The organism is Hypnocyclicus thermotrophus (assembly GCF_004365575.1).
Taxonomy (GTDB): Bacteria; Fusobacteriota; Fusobacteriia; order Fusobacteriales; family Fusobacteriaceae; genus Hypnocyclicus; species Hypnocyclicus thermotrophus.
Genome location: NZ_SOBG01000008.1, coordinates 41,193 through 63,097, shown reverse-complemented (window position 1 = coordinate 63,097; position 21,905 = coordinate 41,193). Strand labels below are relative to the sequence as shown.

Here is a 21,905-nt window from a genome sequence, read left to right as displayed (position 1 = left end):
AAAAAGGCTTCTTAATTTAAGAAGCCTTTTTATTTTTTAAATCTCACTATATTTTAAAAATATTTCAATAACTTTTTTTAAGTATAATTTATCTATTTTATCGAAATTTGAAAATTTATAACTATCAATATCAAGAACACCAATTAAATTATCATCTTTAATAATAGGGACAACTATTTCAGAATTCGAAGCAGAATCACAAGCGATATGGCCTTTAAATTCATGTACATTGTCGATAATATAAGTTTTTTTATCTTTTGCACTATTACCACATACTCCTTTTCCAATAGGAATTCTAATACAAGCGTATTTTCCTTGAAAAGGACCAAGAACTAATTCTTTTCCATCATATAAATAAAATCCAGCCCAGTTTAAATTAGGAAGATTTTCAAAAAGTATAGCAGATATATTAGCAAGATTAGCAATATAATTTTTCTCATCAGCAATTATACCTTCTATAAAAACTAAAATATTTTCATATATATTTTTTTTATCCATATTAACACCTCATTTTTTTATAACAATATCTCTACATTTTAAAGAGTTAAGAGTTTCTCTTAGCTTTAATATTTTTAATAGTTGTGTCTCTGTAAGATTTAATATTTTTTTAACTCGATCTATCTCTAAATCAATTAAAATAATAAAAGCAATTAAAAAAGAACAACTAGAATTAATCATGATACTTAATTTTTTTATAATTTCGTTATCTAATAAATCAGCTATTAATGATTGATTTGATTCAATGATATTTAAAAAATCATCTAAATCATAAATAAAATGTCTATTTGTTTTTAATAAAAAGTGTAAAAGTTTTCTTTCTAAATTATCTAATTTAGCAGATTCAAAAGATTTGAATCTTTCTATATTAAAATTTTTTGCAATATTTTTAATCCTGTCGTTATTATATTTCAAATAATAATTAATAGAAGAAATATCAATTCTTAAATTATATTTTTTATTATCAAATTTGTTTTCATAAAATTTTTCAAGCATTTCTATTTCTTCTTTTATACTTGTAAACTCGCTATCAGCTACTTCTAATAGAGCACTAAGTCTAAAAAGTTTTCTTTTTATTTGTTTCGGGATTTCTATATATGTTTTATAACGAAGTTTATGATCAATAGATGCCCAAACATGTTGTAGTAAACTTCTTATTTGGACTTCAAATTTATAAGGGAAACTATTATTATTGTCACAAAATTTACATACATAGTGAACAGAGATATATCCCATTTTATCATAATCTAAAAGATTTTCTTTATCAGAAGAGTTTTCATAGTCTATTTCAAAATTATCTTTTAATATTTTAATAACATCATCAATTTCAGTATTATAATAAGTTATTATTCTAAGTCCGATAATATCAGTGATATCATGAAAAGGATCTTTATATTTAGGATATTTTTTTTCAACTTTTTTGATAAAACTTTTTATAGATTTTACTCGAGTTTCAAATTTAGCAGGTGTAAAATTATTAATTAAAAAAAGATAATTTAACCGTTCTTTTAAAAAATTTGCAAATTTTTCATAATCATTGAAATTTTTTTCATATTTTTTTTGAATATCTACTATATCTATATTCATAAAATAACCTCACTATATTTTTTTTACAGATTCTCTTATAACTAAAGTAGGTTCAGCTATAATCTCTTCATTTTTTATTTTTTCTTTTGTATTAATAAAATGAAAAAGTTTTTCTATAGCAATATCAACAATCTCATTTTTAGGTTGATGCACAGTAGTAAGATAAGGATGATAATAAGTACCTAATTCTAAGTTATCATACCCAATTACAGAAATATCTTCTGGAATAGAATATCCTAACTCTTTAAGAGCTTTTATACCTCCTAATGCTATTATATCAGATTGGAAGAAAATTGCCGAAATATTTTTTAATAAATCTTTGTTTTCCATAATAATATTATACCCGTCATAAAAAGTAATATCACAATAAAGCATAAGATTTTTATCAATTTTAATATTGTTTTCTTTTAATGCTTTTTCATATCCTTGACATCTTTCTTGGAATTCTATTTCTTGAGCTTTTTCTGTAATAGTAAGAATATTTTTATGATTATTTTTTATAAGATGGTTTGTAGCGAGATAACCACCTTCTTTATGATCTGTAAAAACTATAGTTGATTTTTGAGAAAAATATTTTGGTTTATTATGTAAAAATATATGAGGAATATTATGGGATAAAATATATTTATAATCATCATGAGTAATTTCAGGGGTAGTAAGTACGAGACCGTCAATTTTTTTTCTATCAATTAATCTCTGAATATTGCTTTTTCTATTAAATCTATTTTCAGCAAATTCAATAATAGTATCGAAATTATTTTTTTCAATGTTATATTGTACTCTTTTAACCATTGAATTTAAGAAAAGTCCAGAAACAACATCATCAAAGGTTTTAGGGAAAATAACTCCTATAGTATTTGTTATATTTGAAGAGCTAAGGCCTCTTGCATTTGAATTGTATTCAAAGCCAAGTTCATTAGCAATTTTTTTAATTCTGTCTTTTGTTGCTTTTGAAATTCTAGGATTGTCATTTAAACTACGAGAAACTGTAGAATGACTAACTCCAGCAATTTTAGCAATATCTTTAATTGTTATAGCCATTTTTCACCTCCATATTTATGCACACTTGTGCACACAAATAAATTATACTATATTTTTTTAAAAAAAACAATCAAAATAAAAGTTTATAATTAAAAAATAATTAAAAAATAAGCGTAAAAAGAAAAAAATGTAAAAAAACAAAACAAAAAACAAAAAAATATTGACTTTATAATTTTTTTGGGGTATAGTTACTAATGTAAGAGTTGTGCTAACGTGTGCACAAAAAATATTTAAGGAGGAGTCAAATGGGAAAGTTTAAGAAAACTCTAGCTGAAAGAGAACAAATATTAGCATATAAGCTTCTTTTTCCTAGTTTTTTAATAATGCTTTTAATTGCAGCATATCCACTATTTAATGTTTTTTATACAAGTTTTACAAATAAACGTTTTGCTTCTACAGTAAAAACAAAAGTAATAGGATTAAAAAATTATCAAAAATTACTTTCAGTTACTATAAAAAAATTAGAAAACGAGAATCAAAGTTCTAGAGAAGTTCTTCCAAAAAAACCAATAAGATATAAAGAGTTAAAAAGGTTTAATATTGGTAATACTCATTATGTAATAGGAGCATCAGATCCTGACTTTTTAATATCAGTAGGAAATACAATTTATTTTACTCTTTGGTCTGTATTATTAGAATTAATAATAGGATTAATTATAGCACTTGTTGTAAACTCAAATTTTAAAGGGAAAGGTCCAATGAGAGCCATAATGCTTGTACCGTGGGCAGTAATAACAGTAGTAAGTGCTAGAATTTGGGAATGGATGTTTAAAGCAAATAGAACGGGATTATTTAATACAGTTATATCAAATTTGGGTTTAGGAGATGGGCAAGCATCATTTTTAACAGATCAAGCATTACAACTTCCAGCAATCATTGCAGTTGATGTATGGAAAACAGCACCATTTATGGCATTGTTATTATTAGCAGGATTACAAACTATACCTACATCATTATATGAAGCAGCTAGAGTTGATGGAGCAGGTCCGATTAGACAGTTTTTTTCAATAACACTGCCTTTATTGAAGCCAACTATTGCAGTGGCGCTTATATTTAGAACTTTAGATGCACTTAGAGCATTTGATGTATTCCAAGTATTATTAGCTGATAGAAGGTATTCGATGGCAAGTTATAACTATACACAACTTATAAAATATAAAAATATGGGAATGGCATCAGCTATTGGAGTGATTATATTTATTATTATCTTTGGATTTGCAATAGGATATATCAAGTTTTTAGGGGTTGATGCAAATGATTAATAAAGAAACAAAAAAATTTTTAAATAAACTATTACTTTATATATTAGTTATATTTATTGCATTTTATATGTTATTTCCATTTTGGTGGGCAGTAGTTTCATCTTTTAAAAATGAAGCTCAATTACAAATGGTACCAGCAACATTTTTACCAAGAGATCCAGTGACAAATAAAATATTCTTTGATTTAAAGAATTATAGATCTATATTTAATGATGGGACATTTTTAAGAGGATTATTAAATAGTACAATAGTTGCAACTTCGGTTACATTACTTGCTTTAGCAGTTGGTTCATTTTCAGCATTTGCACTAGGAAAGCTTAGATTTAAAGGGAAAAATGCATCTCTTTACATAATATTAGCTATGACAATGTTTCCGCAAGTAACAGTACTTACAGGATTATATGCAGTAATTAATGCACTTAGATTACCAGCAATGGCAAGTATGATACTATCTTATATGTTATTTACATTGCCATTTACAACATGGGTACTCACATCATTTTTTAAAGAATTACCAGTAGAACTTATGCAATCTGCACAAGTAGATGGAGCTACACCATTTCAAAGTTTTAAATATATTTTATTACCGTTGACAGCGCCGGCACTTGTAACAACAGGACTTTTAGCGTTTATTGCTGCATGGAATGAATATTTATTTGCATTAACATTTACTTCAATAGAGCCAAGCGCAAGAACAATACCAGTAGCGATAGCATTATTTACAGGTGCAGTTTCGAGACAAGAACCATTTGGAGAAATAATGGCAGCAGCAGTTATCGTTACGATACCAATAATTATTTTAGTTCTTTATTTCCAAAAGAGAATTGTTGCGGGACTTACAGCAGGTGCAGTGAAAGGATAATTTGTTAAATAAACATAATTTTCTAAAAGAAAACTGATATAAACAAAAAAATATAAGGAGGACATTATGAACAAAAAATTAATGACAGGTTTAATGACAGCGGCATTATTAGGGACAATGGCAACTTCGGCAGAAGCAGGATTATTTTTTAAAAAGAAAACAGAAGAACCAAAAATGAAAGATGAAAAAGTAGTAATTACTTTAGCATCAGGTGCAGTAGGACAAGAGTTAGAAATTAATAAAAAAGCAGCAGAAATGTACATGAAAGAACATCCAAATGTAGAAATTCAACTTTGGGATACCCCAGATTCATCTTCAGATAGATTAGGGTTATATTTACAATTTTTAGAAGCAAAATCAAAAAAAGTAGATATTTATCAAATTGATGTAATTTGGCCAGGAGATATGGCTGACCATTTATTAGATTTAAATCAATATGGAGGAAAAGAAGCAGCCAAAAAACATTTTGAACCAATCATTCAAAATAATACAGTTGATGGTAAATTAGTAGCTATTCCTTGGTTTACAGATGCAGGATTATTATATTATAGAAGCGATTTATTAGATAAATATAATTTAGAAGTTCCTACTACATGGGATGAATTAGAAAGAGAAGCAAAAATTATACAAGAAGGAGAAAGAAAAGCTGGAAATCAAGATTTTTGGGGATATGTATGGCAAGGAGATGCATATGAAGGACTTACTTGTGATGCAATCGAATGGTTAGATTCGCATGGAGCAGGTACAATAATTAGTCCAGAAAAAGAAATAACAGTAAATAATCCAAAAGCAATAAAAGCACTAAAAAGAGCTAAATCATGGATAGGAACAATTTCTCCAGATGGAGTTATATCAATGAAAGAAGAAGATGCAAGAGCTATTTGGCAAGGTGGAAATGCAGCATTTATGAGAAACTGGCCATATGCATATTCATTAGGAAATACTGATAATTCTGTAATTAAAGGTAAATTTGGAGTAGCTCCACTTCCAATGGATAAAGGTGGGAAACATGCAGCAGCTCTTGGAGGATGGCAATTAGCTGTAAGTAAATATAGTGCTCATCCAGAAATAGCAGCAGATGTAGCTTTATTTATGGCATCAGAAAAAGTTCAAAAAATGAGAGCAATAGAAGGATCATTTAATCCAACTATAAAATCATTATATCAAGATAAAGATGTGTTAGCGGCAGCTCCATTCTTTGGTTCGTTATATGATGTATTTACAAATGCAACTCCTAGACCTTCTACAGCTACTGCACCAAATTATGCACAAGTATCTCAAAAATTCTATCAAGCTGTATATTCAGTATTAAATAACCAAACTACAGCAGAGGAAGCTTTAGAAAACTTAGCATATGACTTAGAAGATATGACTGGGTATCCAATAAAATAATTAATAAATTGAATACCTCTGAGAGACTGAAGAGAATTCAGTTTCTCTTAGGTATTTTTTTCTAAGTTTTTTATTAATTAAAAGATTTAGAAAAAAATAGAATTTTATATAAAAAAGAATATAAAATTAAAAATATAAGAAAGCTTTAGAATTATAAGAAACTAAAAAAATTATTTAACTATAATGATTAGTAAATATAAAATAATATGTTTAAAGATTAAAAAAATTATTATTCCTTATCTTTGTTTAAATAAATTATAATTAAGAAAACTTTAGATATAAAAGTAGGAGGAAAAATGTTAAATTGGAGTATTGTGAAAGAAAATTTTGATAAAGAAAATTTTATGTTAAATGAGACGCTTTTTCATTTAGCAAATGGATATTTAGGAGTTAGAGATTCATTTGAAGAGGATTTTAGAGGGAAATTAAAAACAGTAAGAGGGATATATATAAATGGTTTTTATGAAACTGAAGATATTCAATATGGTGAAAAACTATATGGTTATGCAGAATATTCTCAGAGTATATTAAATATCACAGATGTGCAAACAATTTTATTAAATATTGATGGTGAAGAATTTTCAATATTGCAAGGAAAAATCAAAAAATTTAAAAATGAATTGAATTTAAAAGAAGGATATGTAAAAAGAGAGATTTTATGGAAATCAAATAGTGGAAAAGAATTAAAAATAGATATAAAAAGAATAGTTTCATTTACAAGAGAAGAATTATTTATAATACAATATAATATAACTCCTTTAAATTTTAGCGGGGAAATAGAAATCACTTCACTAATTGATGGTAATGTATCAAATATTACAGCTAGTGATGATCCAAGAATAGGGACAGCAAATGCAAAACATTTAGATGTAGTTAAATGTGAAGTAAAAGAAAATATTGGGATAATAGAGAATAAGACAAAACATTCAAATATGAGTGTAATTACTTCTTGTATACATGAAGTAAATAAAAAAAATCAATTAAACATTGAAAAAGAACATGATAAAATCAATTTTAAATTTTCTTTGGAAGTAAAAGAGAATGAAAAAGTAGAATTTGTTAAATATAGTGTATTTACTGATAGTTTAAGATATGAAAATAATTATACAGAAAATTTGAAAATATTAAATGAAGTAATAAAAAACGGAAAAGAATTTTATATTGAAGCACAAAAAGTATATTTAAATGAATTTTGGAAAACATCTGATATTATAATTGATGGAGATGAAAAACTACAAGAAGGACTTAGATATAATTTATATCAACTTTTACAATCAGTAGGAAAAGATATGTATACAAATATTGCTGCAAAAGGAATATCGGGTGAAGGATATGAAGGACATTATTTTTGGGACACAGATATTTATATTTTACCATTTTTTATGTTTACAAATAGTTTCTTAGCTAAAAATTTATTAATGTATAGATATAATACTTTAGAAAAAGCAAGAAATAGAGCAAAAATGATGGGACATAAAAAAGGAGCATTATATCCATGGAGAACTATAAATGGAGATGAATGTTCAGCATTTTTTCCAGCAGGAACAGCACAATATCATATAAATACAGATATTGCATATTCATTTATTCAATATTATTTAATTACAGAAGATAAAGAATTTATGCAAAATTATGGAGCTGAAGTTTTATTTGAAACGGCTAGAGTTATGTTTGATATAGGACATTTTAATAGAGAAGGAAAATTTGTAATAAATGATGTAACTGGACCAGATGAATATACTTGTATTGTAAATAACAATTACTATACCAATATAATGGCAAAATATTTATTTGAAAATACTAAATTAGCATGGGAAATACTAAAAGAAAATAAAGAACAATTTAAAAAATTAAAAAATAAAATAGAAATTAATGAAGAAGAAATAAAAGAATTTGAAAGAGCTAAAGAGAATATGTATTTACCATTTGATGAAAAATTGCATATTCATCCTCAAGATGATAGTTTTTTAAATAAAAAAGTATGGGATTTTAAAAATACACCAAAAGAAAATTATCCATTACTTTTACATTATCATCCTCTTACATTGTATAGATATCAAGTATGTAAACAAGCAGATACTATATTAGCTCATTTTTTAAGAGAAGAGGAAACAACACTTGATATTATAAAAAATGATTTCGAATATTATGAAAAAATAACAACTCATGATTCATCGCTATCAACTTGTATATTTAGCATTATGGCCAGTAGACTTAGATTAAAAGAAAAAGCTTATGATTATTTTATAAACAATGCTAGACTTGATCTTGACGATTTACATCACAATACTAAAAATGGAATACATACAGCAGCTATGGGTGGTAGCTGGATGGGAGTCGTATTTGGATTTGTAGGAATGCGTATAAAAAATAATAATTTGCATTTTAATCCTCTACTTCCAGATAATATAAATAAAATAAAATTTAAAATTAATTTTAAACATAGAGAATTAGAGATTATTTTAAATAAAGAAAAGTTAGATATAAAACTAATATCAGGAGATAAAATAGATGTATATATAGACAATAATAAAACGACTATAGAATAGAGGTGAAAAAATGAGAGATATTGAACTATTTATTTTTGATTTAGATGGAGTTATTACAGACACAGCAGAATATCATTATTTAGCTTGGAAAGAGCTTTGTGATGATAAAGGACTTTTGTTTAATAGAGAGGTTAATGAAAAACTTAGAGGAGTCTCAAGACTGGATTCGATAAAAATAATAATGGAATATAATAAAAAAGATGATGTATCAGAAATTGAACTAATAGAATGGGCAACGGAAAAAAATGAAAGATATAAACAGCTTATTCAAAAAGTTACTCCAAATGACTTAATAGAAGGGATTACAGAGATATTTAATAGATTAAAAAATAAAAATATAAAAATAGCCCTTGGTTCTGCAAGTAAAAATGCAAAAGCAGTTATAAAAAATCTTGGAATTGAAGAAATATTTGATTTTATAGGCGATGGATATAGTGTAGATAAAAGTAAACCAGCTCCAGATCTATTTTTATATGTAGCTAAAAATTTGAATATTTCTCCTGGAAAATGTGTTGTAGTAGAGGATGCGCTAGCAGGAATAGAGGCTGCTAAAAGTGCTGGAATGTTAGGTGTAGCAATAGGTAAAAAAGAGGATTTTAAAAAAGCAGATTTTGTATATAATAAGATAAAAGATATTAATTTAGATGAAATATTAAAATAAGGACTTGAATTTTCAAGTCCTTATTTATATAAAATTATTTTTCACTAGGCTCCATATGTATCGATATATATAGATGTTGATTACTAAAGGCTTTTTTCAGATTATTTTCTATTGATTCTGTAATATCATGTACTTTTACAAAAGAATAATTTCTATTAACTAATATATGAAATTCTATTGCTATACTATTTCCTATTCTTCTTGTTTTAAGATCATGATAATTAATAATTTCATTACAACTTGAAATTATATTTTCTATTTTTTTAGTCTCTTCTTCATCTAAAGCCCCTTCAATTAATTCATTTACAGTAGTATAAAGTATAGATAATCCTACTTTTATAACAAATAAACTAACTATTATAGAAGCAATAGGGTCAAAAATTATCCATTTATGACCAAATAAAAAAGCAATCCCAATCCCAATAAAAGTACCAAAAGATGAAAAAGCATCCGATCTGTGATGCCATGCATTGGCTTTTAATATAGAACTATCTATTTTTTTGGCAACATATAAAGTTTGTCGATACATTATTTCTTTGATTACAATAGATAAAAAAGCAGCCCAAACAGCGATACTTTTTGGTGGAGATAAATTAGTACCATTTAAAATAGAATAAACTTTTAAGCTACCAGTTTTCATAAGCATAAGTCCTACATATATTAATATGATGCTTATAATTGCAGTAGAAAGTGTTTCTATCTTACCATGACCATAATTATGGTCTTTATCTTCTGGTTTTTTTGAAAATATAAAACTAAGAATAACTATAAAATCCGTACTAAAATCTGAAAGAGAATGTATTCCATCAGCTAACATAGCACTACTATTTCCAATAACTCCAGCAAAAAGTTTAAATATTGTAAGGAATAAATTTTCTATAGAACCAATAATAGTAATTCTATTAGCTTCCTTACTCCTATCAGTTATATTCATTGTACCCCCTATCTTTTTTTACTTTGAATAGTTTTTAAAATATCTTTTATTGCTTCTTCGATAGAATTGTAATTATTTATTTTTTCAGAATCAATAAATTTGTCTATATCTTTTTTATTATATCCAAGAGATTCCATTGCTAAATAAATATCATCTTTTAAATTTTCAATATGGATACTATCTTTTGTTTCAAAATTTTCCTCTAGGTTAAATTTATAATCAATTTTATCTTGTATTTCAAAAATTAATTTTTGAGCTTTTTTAGGCCCAAGTCCAGGAACTTTTTTTAATAAATTTATATCATTATTGAGTATTATTGTTTTTAAATCTTTAACTGTAAATGTTGATAAAATAGCAATTGCAAGTTTGGGACCAACACCACTTATATTTACTAATTTTTCAAAAAAATTTCTTTCAGTTTCACTATAAAATCCATATAAAACATAAGCATCTTCTCTTATATGAGAATAAATATATAATTTTACTTTTTCATTACTTATTTTTTCATATGTATTTAATGATATATAAATTCTATAGCCAATATTATTTATATCTAAAATTACTGAATCTACTTTTTTTTTAACTATTTTACCAAATAAATATTCGTACATAAATTTCCCCTTTTATAATTATTCTGAATCAAGCCATTCAAGATAAACTTCTTCAAATGGTTTTAATGCTCTATCAAGTATTCCATGAATAGTAGCAATGCATAGACCATAATTTATTATAGGAACTCCATTTTTTGTAGAAGCTTCTATTCTATTAAGCATCTCTTTTCTATTTAAAGTACACCCACCACAATGAATAACTAATTTATAGTTTGTTAAATTATTTGGATAATCTCTTCCAGAACAAAAATCAAATTCTATTTCAGGCTCTATATTTTGTTTTATCCAACGAGGAATTTTAACTTTTCCAATGTCATCAGGTTGAGCATGGTGAGTACAAGCTTCTGCAATAAGAACTTTATCATTTGGTTTAAGATTTTTAAGTACTTTAGCTCCTTTTACTAATTCAAAAAGATCTCCTTTGTACCTAGCGAAAAGTATAGAAAATGAAGTAAGTAATATATCGTCAGGAGTATCCGCACTAACTTTAGCAAATTCTTGTGAGTCGGTTATTACTAATTTTGGCTTTTTTTTAAGATTTTCTAAAGTCCAACGAAGCTCACGTTCTTTACTTATATGAATTATCCCATCATTATCTAAAATATCTCTTATTGTTTGAACTTGAGGTAAAATAAGCCTACCTTTAGGCATACCTGTATCAATAGGAATCACAAGAATAATATCATCACCAGGAGAAATAAGATCTCCTAAAATTGAAGGTTGTTCAAAACTTTTAGGTGAGTGTTTTATAATAAGTTCTTTTAGTTCATTAATTTTAGTTTTATTTTTTGCAGATAATTCGATATATTTATAATTATTTAAATCGGTTTTAAATTCATTACTTATAGATTGAATATCTGTTTTATTTACAACTACAATAAATTTTGTATTATTCTCTTTTAAAAGTTCCATTATTTTATAATCAAAATTATTAAAGCCATTATAATCTATTACTAACAACGCTATATCTGTTTTTTTAATTACATCGATAGACTTTTGTATTCTAAGATTTCCGAGTTCTCCTACATCATCAATACCAGCAGTATCTATAATAACACAAGGACCAATAGGTAATATTTCCATTGCTTTAGAAACAGGATCCGTAGTTGTCCCAGCAAAATCAGATACAATAGCGATATTTTGATTAGTAAGAGCATTAATAAGAGTAGATTTTCCCATATTTCTTTTACCAAATATTGCTATATGCAATCTATTCGCCGTAGGAGTTTTGTTTAGATTTGACATAATTTCCTCTCTTTCTAGTTATCACGATTTGCAATAAAATCAGCTAATTCAATTAAAATTTTAGAAGTTTCTCCAAAAGTATTTAATAAAAGCTCTTTAGCTTCTTTAGTTTTTTCTTGTAAAATTTCTTTAGTTTTCTCAAGTCCAAAAATAGACGGATAAGTAGATTTATTTAGCTCTAAATCACTACCGATAGGTTTTCCTATTTTATCAATTTCTCCTTCAATATCTAAAATATCATCTTTTATTTGAAAAGTTAAGCCTATTATTTCAGCATATTCTTTTAATACATTAGATTTTACATCATCTAAATTAGCAATAATTATAGCTATTTCAATAGGCAATAATATCATTTTTCCTGTTTTATGTGTATGAATATATTGCAAAGTAGGAAGATCTATTTGTTTGTTTTCTGATTCGATATCAATGGTTTGGCCACCTATCATACCGTTAATTCCAGCATATTTTGAAGTTAATGAGATTATTTTTACAATTTTATCTGCTGACAAAATATTTAAATTCTTTTCAGATAAAAGATAAAAAGCATGGGTAAGAAGAGCATCACCAATTAAAATTCCATTTGCTTCTCCGTATTTTTTATGAGTAGTCAGTTTTCCTCTTCTAAGATCATCATTATCTAGTGCAGGTAAATCATCATGAACTAAAGAATATGAATGTATAAGCTCTATTGCACAAGCACTAGGAATACCTTTTTTTATATCAATATTTAACATTTCAAGAGTAGCTAAAAGTAAAAAAGGTCTAAGTCTTTTTCCACCATTCAATACAGAATATTTCATTCCTGATGAAATAATTTGTGGATAATTTAATTCATTAAAAAAATTTTCAAGATTAGTATTAGTTAAATTTTTATAATATTCAAATTTAGTTTTAAGATTAGTAGACATTATTCCCCCTTTTTAAATTCACTAAAAATCAATTTTCCGTTCTCTTCTTTAATTTTTAGGACTTTTCCTTCTGATTTTTCTAGTATTTGGCTACAGTTTTGTATTAACTTCATAGCTTTTTCATATTTTTTAATTGATTCATCTAGAGAAAGATTTTCATTGTTTTCAATTTCATTTATTAGATTGTCTATTTCTTTTAAGTTATCTTCAAAACTTTTACCACGTGCCAATATAAAAACACTCCTGTCTCTTTGATTTGAAATCTTTTATTTTTTTATTAATTGCTATTAGTTTATTCAAAAATTTTAATCTTAAATCAATATATTGTTTTTCAGATTGTTTATTTATCCTTTATGAGGATTCCAAATCCTTATAATAAAGATATTTTTTTAAGTATATATTATCTACTATAAAAAGTTAATACTTTTTTAGAATAATTTCTTTCATCAATTTTATTCAATTCACCAATAGAATCTGGCATTTTTTCAGCAATAAAATGTTCAGCAATTATTATGCCATCTTCTTTTAAAAGTTCATTTTTTAAAACTCTTTTTATTACTTTTTCACATATTTCATCATGATAAGGAGGGTCCATAAATATTATATCAAATTTTTCATTTTTTTTACCCAATATATCAATAGCTCTAAAAACATCATTTTTATATGCTCTACATTTGTTTTCAAAGCCTAAATTATTTACATTTTCAATAATTATTTTTAATGCTTCAGGGTCTTTTTCTATCATTATAGCTCTTTTAGCACCTCGACTTATTGCTTCTAAAGCTATATTTCCTGTACCGCTATATAAATCTAAAAAATTACTGTTTTCCACATATGGAAATATTATAGAAAACAAAGATTCTTTTATTTTTTCGAGAGTAGGTCTTGTATCATGACCTTTTCTAGTTTTTAATTTTCTATTTTTAGCAATTCCTGCAACAATTCTCATAGTGTAACTCCTTTTGTATTAAAAATTTAGTCTAAGCCCAAGTCCGATTACATCACCATTAAAATTATAAGAAATTATTGGAGCAAAGTTTCCTTGAGATAAAGATATATCAGTAGCTAGATAAAGAGATGATGTAAAAGTAGAACCAATTCTAAGAGCAATTTGACCATTTATAAAAGTATTATAATCAGTAAGCATATTTAATGTAGCAAATCCTGTAGATGAGCTAGATAAATAGCCAGCTCCTAAACTAAAATTGATACTATCACTTGATGATAAATTTATTAAATCAGAAGCTAATTTAAATTCAGTATTTTTATAAAGAAGAGCCTCAACATCTAAATTCATTGCATATGTTAGTGATGATAAAATTATTATTCCAATAATAATTATTTTTTTCATAGTTTGTTCCTCCTTTTTTACTTTTCTATCTATTTGAAAAGTTTTTATATTAAAAGCCTTTATTATATTTAATTTTCTTTCATTCTTTTATTGATTTCTTCAATATATTGAATTTTAGCAAAATATTTTCGAATATTTTCCATAGTTTCTTTATTTTGTTCTAATTCATATTCTAATTTCATATGTTCACTATTTTTAAGATTTCCAAGTTTTAGTTTTGTGATGATTTCTTTTTGTATTTCAATAAGTTTTTTATAAAGATTTCTCATTTCTTTGATAATTTTAATAGTTTCTTTACTAGGCATTTTTATCACTCCCTATTTAATAAACATAGCATCTCCAAAGCTAAAAAAACGATATTTATTTTCAACAGCGTTTTTATAAGTTCTCATCATAAAATCTTTATTTGAAAAAGCTGATACTAGCATAAGAAGAGTAGATTTTGGTAAATGAAAATTTGTAATTAAAGCATCTACTATTTTAAATTTGTATCCTGGATAAATAAAGATTTCTGTATTATTTTTTTGAGAAATAATTTTACCATTTTCATCTACAGAAGATTCTAAAGTTCGTACACTTGTTGTACCAACAGCAATAATTCGTCTACCTTCAGATTTAGCTTTATTTATAATATTAGCGGATTTTTCTGGAATTTCGAAAAATTCACTATGCATTTTATGTTCTAATATATTATCAGTTTGTACGGGTCTAAAAGTTCCTAAACCTACCTCTAAATATATATCTACTACTTCAATTCCTTTATCCTCTATTTTTTTTAATAATTCTTCTGTAAAATGAAGACCAGCTGTTGGAGCAGCTACTGATTCTCCTTTTTGAGCATAAACAGTTTGGTATCTATCCTGCTCTTCTAATTTTTCTTTTATATAAGGTGGAAGAGGCATTTCACCTAATTTATCTAAAATTTCTTCAAATATTCCATTATATTTAAATTCTACTATCCTATTACCGTCTTCTTTTATTTCAAGTAAAGTAGCTACTAATTCATTTAATTTACCAATATATAATTTCTGTCCAAGTTTTAGTTTTTTAGCAGGTTTTAAAAGAACTTCCCATTTATTTAAATCAATTCTTTTTAATAAAAAAAGTTCTAAAACACCACCAGTTTCTTTTTTTCCAATGAGTCTAGCAGGGATAACTTTTGTAGAATTTCTAACTAATACGTCCCCTGGATTAAGATAATCAATAATATCTTTAAAAATTTTATGTTCAATCAATTTATTTCTTTTATCTACTATCATAAGCTTTGAATTATCTCTTGGATTAATAGGCTTTTGCGCTATTAATTCTTCTGGTAGATGATAGTCAAAATCTTTTATATTCATTAAATTTCTCCTTTTTTTGCAAATATCATTCTAGGTATATTATTATAATCATTTTTTATTTTAATATTTTTATATTTATCTCTTTTTAAAAAAGATTTTATTTTCTCACTTTGATTATACCCCATTTCAAATGCTAAAAGACCACCATTTTTTAGATGAGTTCTTGCTTCACTAGATATTTTATCATAAAAATAATATCCATTATTTTCAGCAACAAGAGCTAGTTTTGGTTCATGTAATTTCACCTCGGGTTGCAATTCTTTATACTCATAATTAGGGATATAAGGAGGATTTGAAACTATTAAATCAAAACTTTTATATTTAATATTTTCAAAAATATTGGATTTTATAAATTTTAAATTTTCACAATTATTTAATATACAATTTTCTTCAGCTACTATTAATGCTTCTTTACTAATATCAATACCAATCACTTTAGAGTTTGGTAATTCTTTTGCAAGAGTAATAGATATAGCACCACTACCACATCCAATATCAAGAATTTTAGGTTCTGTTATATCTTTTAAAAGATTAATACATTCTTCTACTAATAATTCAGTTTCTGGCCTAGGAATTAAAACATTTTTATTTACAATGAATTTATAGCCATAAAATTCTTCAAATCCTAATAAATATTGTATTGGAATTTTTTCTTTAGCACGTTTTTTTAATAAAATTTTTATTTTGTCTAAATTTTCTTTAGAAATTTTTTTATTAAAATTTAAAGATAATAACATTCTGTTTATTTTTAGAATATGAGAAAAAATAAGTTCAACTTCTAGTTTAGCATTTTTAATATCATATTTTTTTAGATATTCAATACTTTCATTAAAAATAAAGCTGTTTTGTTCTTTAAATTTTTTATTAGATTGAGTGTTTAAAAAGATTTCAGAGTTTAAAGTTTCTTTTTTTTCTAAATTTTTAGAATGATTATCCATACTAATTTTTTTTAAAAAAGATTTTATTTTTTCTTTTTCTTGAGTATTTATAGGTCTTTCAAAATGTACATATAGCATAATTCTATCTAATCCTAAAACTTCAGAAATAATTTTTTCGGCATTTAGTCTAGGATTTGAAATATTTTTTTTAGTTAAATATTCTGTAGAAAAATTTAATATATCGATAAGTTTATTCATTATTTTACCTCAGTTTTCAAATAACAAACCACAGGAAATACCTGTGGTTTATTCTTCACCTAAATTTTGTAATTGCTCAGATTGATCATAAGTAATTAATGCATCTATTAATTCGTTTAAATCACCGTCAAGAATAGCATCTAATTTGTGAAGAGTTAATTTTATTCTATGATCAGTAACTCTACCCTGTGGAAAATTATATGTTCTTATTTTTTCTGATCTAGCACCTGTACCAACTTGTAGTTTTCTAGCACTATCAACAGCACTTCTTTGTTTTTCAAGTTCTATTTCATAAAGTTTTGTAGCAAGTACTTTCATAGCTTGTTCTCTATTTTTTAATTGTGATCTACCATCTTGACATGATACTACAATTCCAGTAGGAAGATGTGTAATTCTAACAGCTGAATCTGTCATATTTACATGTTGTCCTCCAGCACCACTTGCTCTATATGTATCTATTTTAAGGTCACTTTGATTTATTTCAACTTCTCCAACATCTTCTACTTCTGGTAAAACTGCTACTGTAACTGTAGAGGTATGTACTCTACCCTGAGATTCAGTTTCTGGAACTCTTTGCACTCTGTGAACTCCAGATTCGAATTTTAATTTTGAGTAAGCACCTTTACCATTTATAGAGAATATGATTTCTTTTAATCCACCAACACCAATTTCGCTTTTATCTATTATTTCAACTTTCCATTTTTGTCTTTCAGCATATCTTGTAAACATTCTAAATAAATCTGCTGCAAATAAAGCTGCTTCATCTCCACCAGCTCCACCTCTTATTTCAATGATAACATTTTTATCATCATTAGGATCTTTTGGAAGTAATAAGATTTTTAATTGTTGTTCTAATTCTGGGATTTTAGCTTCTAATTCTTTTACTTCTTCATGTATCATTTCTTTCATATCAGGATCTTTTTCAGAATGAAGATCATTTTTAAGACTTTCATAATCAGATTTTATTTTTTTATATTCTTTATATTTTTCTACAATTTCACTCATACTTGAAAGAGCCTTGTTATATTCCATCATTTTTTTTGGATCACTAGCTACTTCTTGCGTTCCTAATAATGCAGTAAGCTCTTCGCTTCTTTTTACAACTTCTTCTAGTTTATTAAACATTATTGTAGTTCCTCCTCTGTTATATCTTTAGCATTTTCAATAGTTTCCCCAAGAGCTGCTCTTAAAGCAACGACACCAACTTCTAGTTGGTCAAAATCAGGTTCTTTTGTAGTAATATTTTGTAATTTTAATCCTGGAGCAGCAAGTAATCGTATAATTGGATTTTTTAAATGTCTACTTGTATATTTTTGAAATTCATAAGAAGCTCCAGCTACAAAAGGTAAAAGTAATATTCTAGTAGATAATTTCATTACTTGTTTCATAAGTAGTGTATCCGGAGTAGGTAAAAATATATCTACGAGCGAATATATAATAATACTTATTATCATTACTATTAATAAAAATGATGTTCCACATCTAGGATGTAAAGTTGTATATTTTTTTGCATTTTCTTTTGTTAATTTTTCATTATTTTCAAAAGTATAAATAGATTTATGTTCTGCACCATGATATTGAAACACTCTTTTAATATCTTTTGAAAAAGATATTAATTTTATATATACAATAAAAAATATCATTCTTAAAATTGCCTCTAAAATATTTGCAGAGGATAAACTATTTTGAAAAATGAAATTACTAATAAATGAAGGTAAAAGAATAAATAAACCTACACCTAAACTCATTGAAACAAAAACAGTTAAAGCAAGCTGAAAATCAGATAAATCTTCTTCTTCTTCTTCAAATTGATTTGCAGAAAAAGTAAGTTCTTTTATACCGACAAATAAGCTTTCAATTAAAATAAAACCACCTCTTATAAAAGGTATTTTAGATAAAAATTTATTATTTTTACTTAACTCTTTAACTTTATATACTATTTCACCATTAGACCTTCTTACAGCGGTAGCTATTCTATCAGGACTTTTCATCATAACACCTTCAATTACAGCTTGGCCACCAACATTTTTCACTTTTTTTTCATTCATTAAATCACCTTAATTTCTTTAAATTTGTCTATAAATTATATCATAAATATGCTTAAATATCAAGATTTTAAAGACTTGATAAAAGGTAAAAATTCCCTAGTTGAAAAGAAAATTTCAACTAGGGAATATATTAATTTATATTTTTATTACTATTTTCAGTTTCAACATTTTCTTCTGATTGAGGTTGCTGTTTCTTTCTACCAAACATCCATTCAACATTTCTTCTGATACCAGTTAAATCATATTCTTTTCCATCTACAACAAGCTTATCATCTTGAGGAAATGGTTGAACTCCTTCTGGTAATTTTTCATTTGGATCAAGACTTAATTGGAATTTAAATACTTTTTCATTGTCTGGTACTTTATAATCAGTGATAACAGTTTTAATAACGTCATCTCTTTTTAAAATTTCTTCAATTTCTCCTTCTTTAAATTCTCTTTTTGGTGGAAATACAGCCGTAAATAAATCTTCTGTAGCAATAAATTGATATCCACCTTTTGCTTTTACTTCTAATATATCAACAGTGTATTTTCCTTTTAAAATAACAGGTAATTTTTCAAGTTTTAAAGTTTGTTTAGCTGTAAGTCCAGGATATGTAGGAGGAAAAGTTACTTGTATTTTTCCTAATAATTCGTCTTTTGGACTGTTTAATCTTAATTCTAAAGTTTGTTCTTTTCCATTTGCTTCTATTCCAATTAATATAGCCATATTAGGAATAACAATAGGAAATATAGGGGATGTAAGAACATCAAAAATTCCATGCATATCTATTCTTCCAGTTTGTTTGTTTAATCCGCCAGCTTCTCCAGCTATAAAATATTTTAATTTAGTTGACATTAGTTATCTCTCCTTTTTTTAGTTTGTTATATAATGTAAAAGTTTTAATCATTTCTTTTTTTTCGGTATCAGATAAGATGATATAACTAGTTCTATTGTCATATTCACTATATAATTTTATTTTACAATCAATAGATTTAATATATTTTACAATAGTATTAAATTCACTATCTGATAATGGAATTGCTAATTTTTCAATAGTTTTTAAATCTAGAGTAGTTTTACTAAATAATAATACATTATCATATTTATTTTCAGAAATATCAATAAAATAAGTTGAAAAAATATCTTCTGAAATAAACTCAAGTTTATTAGGATATACCCAATTTTTTTCTTTAGATGTAATATGTAAAATAGGGATAATATTATCTTTTGTTTTATGTAATATAAAAAAATTGTTTAGATTTTTTTTGCTTTTATAGTATGTATTAATATCGTCATTTTTTATTTTAAAATTATTTTTTGTCTTATAATCTTTATAAACAATATTTTTATATTCAGATACATTGGAACAACCTAGAAAAAATAAAAAAATAAAAAAATAAAAATTCTTAAACATTATGCTCGTAAACTCCTTTAATGGTACGGATTTTAGATAATTTTATTATAGCATAAAATAAAAAATAGATAAACAATATTTCTAAATAAAATAGTTTAAAATAGTTTAAAATTTGTTATAATATCAAATATTATTAAAAATAAAAAGGAGAATTATTTTATGAAAAAAATTTTAAATATTCCAATAGATAAAAAAGGGATTTTTTTAGAAAGACCTAATAGATATTTATCAAAAGTAAAGATAGATAATGAAATTATAGAGGCACATGTACATGATCCAGGGCGATTAAAAGAGTTATTATTTGAAAATAATAAAGTTTATTTACAAAAAGCTATTAATCCAAATAGAAAAACGAAATGGGATGTAATAGCAGCTGATAGTGGAGATGGAGAAAAAATTTTGATAAATTCAAAATTTCATAGATATATATCAGAAAAAATTTTAAATGATTTTGAAATAAGTCCTTTTGGAAAAATTGATAGTATAAAAGCTGAGGTAAAATATAAAAATAGTAGAATTGATTATTTATTGGAAAAAGGTAATAAAAAAATTTGGGTAGAAGTAAAAGGTGTATCATTATCACAAGATAAAATAGCAAAATTTCCAGATGCTCCAACAAAAAGAGGGCAAAAACATTTAAAAGAACTTATAGAATTGAAAAAAACTGGTGATAGAACAGCTATTATGTTTTTAATTCTAAGAAATTCTATTAAATTTAGACCAAAATATGAAACAGATAAAGAGTTTGCTAAACTTTTTTATTTAGCAAAAGAAAAAGGGGTAGAAATTTATCCTATATTATTAGAATATAAAGATAAATGGATATATTATAAAAAATTGATAGATATAGCAGAAATAGATGAAGTGGAGAAAGAAAAAGAGTAAAAAATAAAATAAAAAAATATTATATATGAAAATTAAGCATTTAATATAGATAAAAAATAAGGAGGGAAAAATGTTTTTAGAATTAAATCAAGAAGTAACAAATAAAGAGATAGCAGAAATATTTCAATGTAGTAATCAGGGTGGAATAAGAAAAAGTAATAAAACAAAAACTGTAGTAATAATAGCAAAATTTTTAGATTGTTCATATGTGCATAAAAAAGCAGGAGATATACTATATTTTGTAGGAATAGGTAAAAAAGGTGATCAGCAATTAATAAGACAAAATAAATCTTTGTATAATGCGGAAAAAGAAGGTTATTCTATTCATTGTTTTGAGCTTTATGAAGAAAATAAATATATTTATAAAGGGGAGATGAGTTTAGTAAAAGAGGTTTTTACAGAAGAGCAAGTAGACGATAATGGAAAAATGAGGCAAGTTTTAATTTTTCCATTAAAATATAAAGATATATAATTAAGATTTTAAAGTAAGAAAATTTTAAAATTATCTTGACAAATAAAAAATATATTGATATCATTTATTCAATAAATTGTATGTAGAAATATGTACAATATTTTAAAAAAAGGAGGCTCTTATTATGAAAATTTTGTTATTACTGTTAGCTTTATTACTCTTATCAAAACGAAATGATTTTCATAGTAAGTTAGCTAATAGTTGTGTAAAACAATAATATTATA

At 25.3% G+C, this 21,905-nt stretch carries 24 protein-coding genes; 7 read left to right on the top strand and 17 right to left on the bottom strand.

Annotated elements, in window-relative coordinates; all coding sequences use genetic code 11:
- Window positions 1–36 precede the first annotated feature (36 nt).
- From msrC to EV215_RS08820, 3 genes are read right to left on the bottom strand one after another with little or no spacing between them, the layout of a single operon-like run.
- Window positions 37–498: a free L-methionine (R)-S-oxide reductase MsrC gene (gene msrC, locus EV215_RS08830; protein ID WP_134113649.1), complete on the bottom strand. Its 462-nt coding sequence runs from the start codon at window positions 496–498 to the stop codon at window positions 37–39.
- Between the two features lie 9 nt (window positions 499–507).
- The gene (locus EV215_RS08825) at window positions 508–1,584 is read right to left on the bottom strand and encodes a GTP pyrophosphokinase (RefSeq protein ID WP_134113648.1); all 1,077 of its coding nucleotides are present in this window, start codon (window positions 1,582–1,584) and stop codon (window positions 508–510) included.
- A 12-nt stretch (window positions 1,585–1,596) separates the two neighbouring features.
- Entirely contained in the window at window positions 1,597–2,625 is a 1,029-nt protein-coding gene (locus EV215_RS08820) for a LacI family DNA-binding transcriptional regulator (RefSeq protein WP_134113647.1), read from the bottom strand.
- Window positions 2,626–2,870: 245 nt separating this feature from the next.
- Here EV215_RS08820 and EV215_RS08815 point away from each other — a divergent pair, with 245 nt between their 5' ends.
- From EV215_RS08815 to pgmB, 5 genes are all read left to right on the top strand, one after another.
- On the top strand, window positions 2,871–3,887 hold the full coding sequence (locus tag EV215_RS08815; RefSeq protein WP_134113646.1) for a carbohydrate ABC transporter permease: 1,017 nt from the start codon (window positions 2,871–2,873) through the stop codon (window positions 3,885–3,887).
- Window positions 3,880–4,749, top strand: coding sequence for a carbohydrate ABC transporter permease (locus EV215_RS08810; protein WP_134113645.1), 870 nt, complete (start codon window positions 3,880–3,882; stop codon window positions 4,747–4,749). The genes EV215_RS08815 and EV215_RS08810 overlap by 8 nt, the downstream gene beginning before the upstream one ends.
- 66 nt (window positions 4,750–4,815) lie before the next feature.
- Window positions 4,816–6,141: an ABC transporter substrate-binding protein gene (locus tag EV215_RS08805; RefSeq protein WP_134113644.1), complete on the top strand. Its 1,326-nt coding sequence runs from the start codon at window positions 4,816–4,818 to the stop codon at window positions 6,139–6,141.
- Between the two features lie 296 nt (window positions 6,142–6,437).
- Window positions 6,438–8,690 carry a glycoside hydrolase family 65 protein gene (locus EV215_RS08800; protein ID WP_134113643.1) on the top strand — a complete coding sequence of 751 codons (2,253 nt, stop codon included), beginning with the start codon at window positions 6,438–6,440 and terminating at the stop codon, window positions 8,688–8,690.
- Between the two features lie 10 nt (window positions 8,691–8,700).
- Window positions 8,701–9,351, top strand: a complete 651-nt coding sequence (gene pgmB, locus EV215_RS08795; protein WP_134113642.1) for a beta-phosphoglucomutase — start codon at window positions 8,701–8,703, stop codon at window positions 9,349–9,351.
- 34 nt (window positions 9,352–9,385) lie between these two features.
- Here the strand turns inward: pgmB and EV215_RS08790 are convergent, their stop codons facing one another.
- From EV215_RS08790 to EV215_RS08725, 14 genes are all read right to left on the bottom strand, one after another.
- Entirely contained in the window at window positions 9,386–10,285 is a 900-nt protein-coding gene (locus EV215_RS08790; protein ID WP_134113641.1) for a cation diffusion facilitator family transporter, read from the bottom strand.
- 8 nt (window positions 10,286–10,293) lie between these two features.
- A complete protein-coding gene (gene ruvA, locus EV215_RS08785; RefSeq protein ID WP_134113640.1) occupies window positions 10,294–10,896 on the bottom strand; it encodes a Holliday junction branch migration protein RuvA in 603 nt (200 codons plus the stop codon).
- 18 nt (window positions 10,897–10,914) lie between these two features.
- The gene (gene hydF, locus EV215_RS08780) at window positions 10,915–12,141 is read right to left on the bottom strand and encodes a [FeFe] hydrogenase H-cluster maturation GTPase HydF (protein WP_134113639.1); all 1,227 of its coding nucleotides are present in this window, start codon (window positions 12,139–12,141) and stop codon (window positions 10,915–10,917) included.
- A gap of 14 nt (window positions 12,142–12,155) precedes the next feature.
- A complete protein-coding gene (locus EV215_RS08775; protein ID WP_134113638.1) occupies window positions 12,156–13,049 on the bottom strand; it encodes a polyprenyl synthetase family protein in 894 nt (297 codons plus the stop codon).
- Window positions 13,049–13,279 (bottom strand): exodeoxyribonuclease VII small subunit, encoded by a 231-nt coding sequence (gene xseB, locus EV215_RS08770; RefSeq protein WP_306767501.1) that lies wholly within the window; start codon window positions 13,277–13,279, stop codon window positions 13,049–13,051. Before xseB ends, EV215_RS08775 begins: the two co-directional genes overlap by 1 nt.
- Before the next feature lie 170 nt (window positions 13,280–13,449).
- A complete protein-coding gene (gene rsmD / locus EV215_RS08765) occupies window positions 13,450–13,998 on the bottom strand; it encodes a 16S rRNA (guanine(966)-N(2))-methyltransferase RsmD (RefSeq protein WP_134113636.1) in 549 nt (182 codons plus the stop codon).
- A gap of 18 nt (window positions 13,999–14,016) precedes the next feature.
- Window positions 14,017–14,400, bottom strand: coding sequence for a hypothetical protein (locus tag EV215_RS08760; RefSeq protein WP_134113635.1), 384 nt, complete (start codon window positions 14,398–14,400; stop codon window positions 14,017–14,019).
- 68 nt (window positions 14,401–14,468) lie between these two features.
- The gene (locus EV215_RS08755) at window positions 14,469–14,705 is read right to left on the bottom strand and encodes a hypothetical protein (protein ID WP_134113634.1); all 237 of its coding nucleotides are present in this window, start codon (window positions 14,703–14,705) and stop codon (window positions 14,469–14,471) included.
- Between the two features lie 12 nt (window positions 14,706–14,717).
- Complete coding sequence (gene queA / locus EV215_RS08750; protein WP_134113633.1) at window positions 14,718–15,743, bottom strand: tRNA preQ1(34) S-adenosylmethionine ribosyltransferase-isomerase QueA; 1,026 nt, start codon at window positions 15,741–15,743, stop codon at window positions 14,718–14,720.
- A complete protein-coding gene (gene prmC, locus EV215_RS08745; RefSeq protein WP_134113632.1) occupies window positions 15,743–16,879 on the bottom strand; it encodes a peptide chain release factor N(5)-glutamine methyltransferase in 1,137 nt (378 codons plus the stop codon). The genes queA and prmC overlap by 1 nt, the downstream gene beginning before the upstream one ends.
- 48 nt (window positions 16,880–16,927) lie before the next feature.
- Window positions 16,928–18,004: a peptide chain release factor 1 gene (gene prfA / locus EV215_RS08740; RefSeq protein ID WP_134113631.1), complete on the bottom strand. Its 1,077-nt coding sequence runs from the start codon at window positions 18,002–18,004 to the stop codon at window positions 16,928–16,930.
- Window positions 18,004–18,927 carry a DUF1385 domain-containing protein gene (locus tag EV215_RS08735; protein WP_134113630.1) on the bottom strand — a complete coding sequence of 308 codons (924 nt, stop codon included), beginning with the start codon at window positions 18,925–18,927 and terminating at the stop codon, window positions 18,004–18,006. Before EV215_RS08735 ends, prfA begins: the two co-directional genes overlap by 1 nt.
- A 130-nt stretch (window positions 18,928–19,057) precedes the next feature.
- Window positions 19,058–19,765: a DUF6941 family protein gene (locus EV215_RS08730; RefSeq protein ID WP_134113629.1), complete on the bottom strand. Its 708-nt coding sequence runs from the start codon at window positions 19,763–19,765 to the stop codon at window positions 19,058–19,060.
- Complete coding sequence (locus EV215_RS08725; protein WP_134113628.1) at window positions 19,755–20,324, bottom strand: hypothetical protein; 570 nt, start codon at window positions 20,322–20,324, stop codon at window positions 19,755–19,757. Before EV215_RS08725 ends, EV215_RS08730 begins: the two co-directional genes overlap by 11 nt.
- A 159-nt stretch (window positions 20,325–20,483) precedes the next feature.
- Here EV215_RS08725 and sfsA point away from each other — a divergent pair, with 159 nt between their 5' ends.
- Window positions 20,484–21,209: a DNA/RNA nuclease SfsA gene (gene sfsA / locus EV215_RS08720; protein WP_134113627.1), complete on the top strand. Its 726-nt coding sequence runs from the start codon at window positions 20,484–20,486 to the stop codon at window positions 21,207–21,209.
- 70 nt (window positions 21,210–21,279) lie between these two features.
- Entirely contained in the window at window positions 21,280–21,681 is a 402-nt protein-coding gene (locus EV215_RS08715; protein WP_134113626.1) for an SRA domain-containing endonuclease, read from the top strand.
- Window positions 21,682–21,905 lie beyond the last annotated feature (224 nt).

Bases quoted from the DNA above. Each gene is read 5' to 3' on its own strand.
- EV215_RS08820 (WP_134113647.1), bottom strand. From the start codon at position 2,625: ATGGCTATAACAATTAAAGATATTGCTAAAATTGCTGGAGTTAGTCAT.
- EV215_RS08800 (WP_134113643.1), top strand. From the start codon at position 6,438: ATGTTAAATTGGAGTATTGTGAAAGAAAATTTTGATAAAGAAAATTTT.
- msrC (WP_134113649.1), bottom strand. From the start codon at position 498: ATGGATAAAAAAAATATATATGAAAATATTTTAGTTTTTATAGAAGGT.
- EV215_RS08735 (WP_134113630.1), bottom strand. From the start codon at position 18,927: ATGAATGAAAAAAAAGTGAAAAATGTTGGTGGCCAAGCTGTAATTGAA.
- EV215_RS08755 (WP_134113634.1), bottom strand. From the start codon at position 14,705: ATGCCTAGTAAAGAAACTATTAAAATTATCAAAGAAATGAGAAATCTT.
- EV215_RS08715 (WP_134113626.1), top strand. From the start codon at position 21,280: ATGTTTTTAGAATTAAATCAAGAAGTAACAAATAAAGAGATAGCAGAA.
- pgmB (WP_134113642.1), top strand. From the start codon at position 8,701: ATGAGAGATATTGAACTATTTATTTTTGATTTAGATGGAGTTATTACA.
- EV215_RS08730 (WP_134113629.1), bottom strand. From the start codon at position 19,765: ATGTCAACTAAATTAAAATATTTTATAGCTGGAGAAGCTGGCGGATTA.
- EV215_RS08805 (WP_134113644.1), top strand. From the start codon at position 4,816: ATGAACAAAAAATTAATGACAGGTTTAATGACAGCGGCATTATTAGGG.
- EV215_RS08760 (WP_134113635.1), bottom strand. From the start codon at position 14,400: ATGAAAAAAATAATTATTATTGGAATAATAATTTTATCATCACTAACA.
- EV215_RS08810 (WP_134113645.1), top strand. From the start codon at position 3,880: ATGATTAATAAAGAAACAAAAAAATTTTTAAATAAACTATTACTTTAT.
- sfsA (WP_134113627.1), top strand. From the start codon at position 20,484: ATGAAAAAAATTTTAAATATTCCAATAGATAAAAAAGGGATTTTTTTA.
- EV215_RS08825 (WP_134113648.1), bottom strand. From the start codon at position 1,584: ATGAATATAGATATAGTAGATATTCAAAAAAAATATGAAAAAAATTTC.
- prmC (WP_134113632.1), bottom strand. From the start codon at position 16,879: ATGAATAAACTTATCGATATATTAAATTTTTCTACAGAATATTTAACT.
- hydF (WP_134113639.1), bottom strand. From the start codon at position 12,141: ATGTCAAATCTAAACAAAACTCCTACGGCGAATAGATTGCATATAGCA.
- EV215_RS08790 (WP_134113641.1), bottom strand. From the start codon at position 10,285: ATGAATATAACTGATAGGAGTAAGGAAGCTAATAGAATTACTATTATT.
- queA (WP_134113633.1), bottom strand. From the start codon at position 15,743: ATGAATATAAAAGATTTTGACTATCATCTACCAGAAGAATTAATAGCG.
- EV215_RS08725 (WP_134113628.1), bottom strand. From the start codon at position 20,324: ATGTTTAAGAATTTTTATTTTTTTATTTTTTTATTTTTTCTAGGTTGT.
- ruvA (WP_134113640.1), bottom strand. From the start codon at position 10,896: ATGTACGAATATTTATTTGGTAAAATAGTTAAAAAAAAAGTAGATTCA.
- prfA (WP_134113631.1), bottom strand. From the start codon at position 18,004: ATGTTTAATAAACTAGAAGAAGTTGTAAAAAGAAGCGAAGAGCTTACT.
- rsmD (WP_134113636.1), bottom strand. From the start codon at position 13,998: ATGAGAATTGTTGCAGGAATTGCTAAAAATAGAAAATTAAAAACTAGA.
- EV215_RS08775 (WP_134113638.1), bottom strand. From the start codon at position 13,049: ATGTCTACTAATCTTAAAACTAAATTTGAATATTATAAAAATTTAACT.
- EV215_RS08815 (WP_134113646.1), top strand. From the start codon at position 2,871: ATGGGAAAGTTTAAGAAAACTCTAGCTGAAAGAGAACAAATATTAGCA.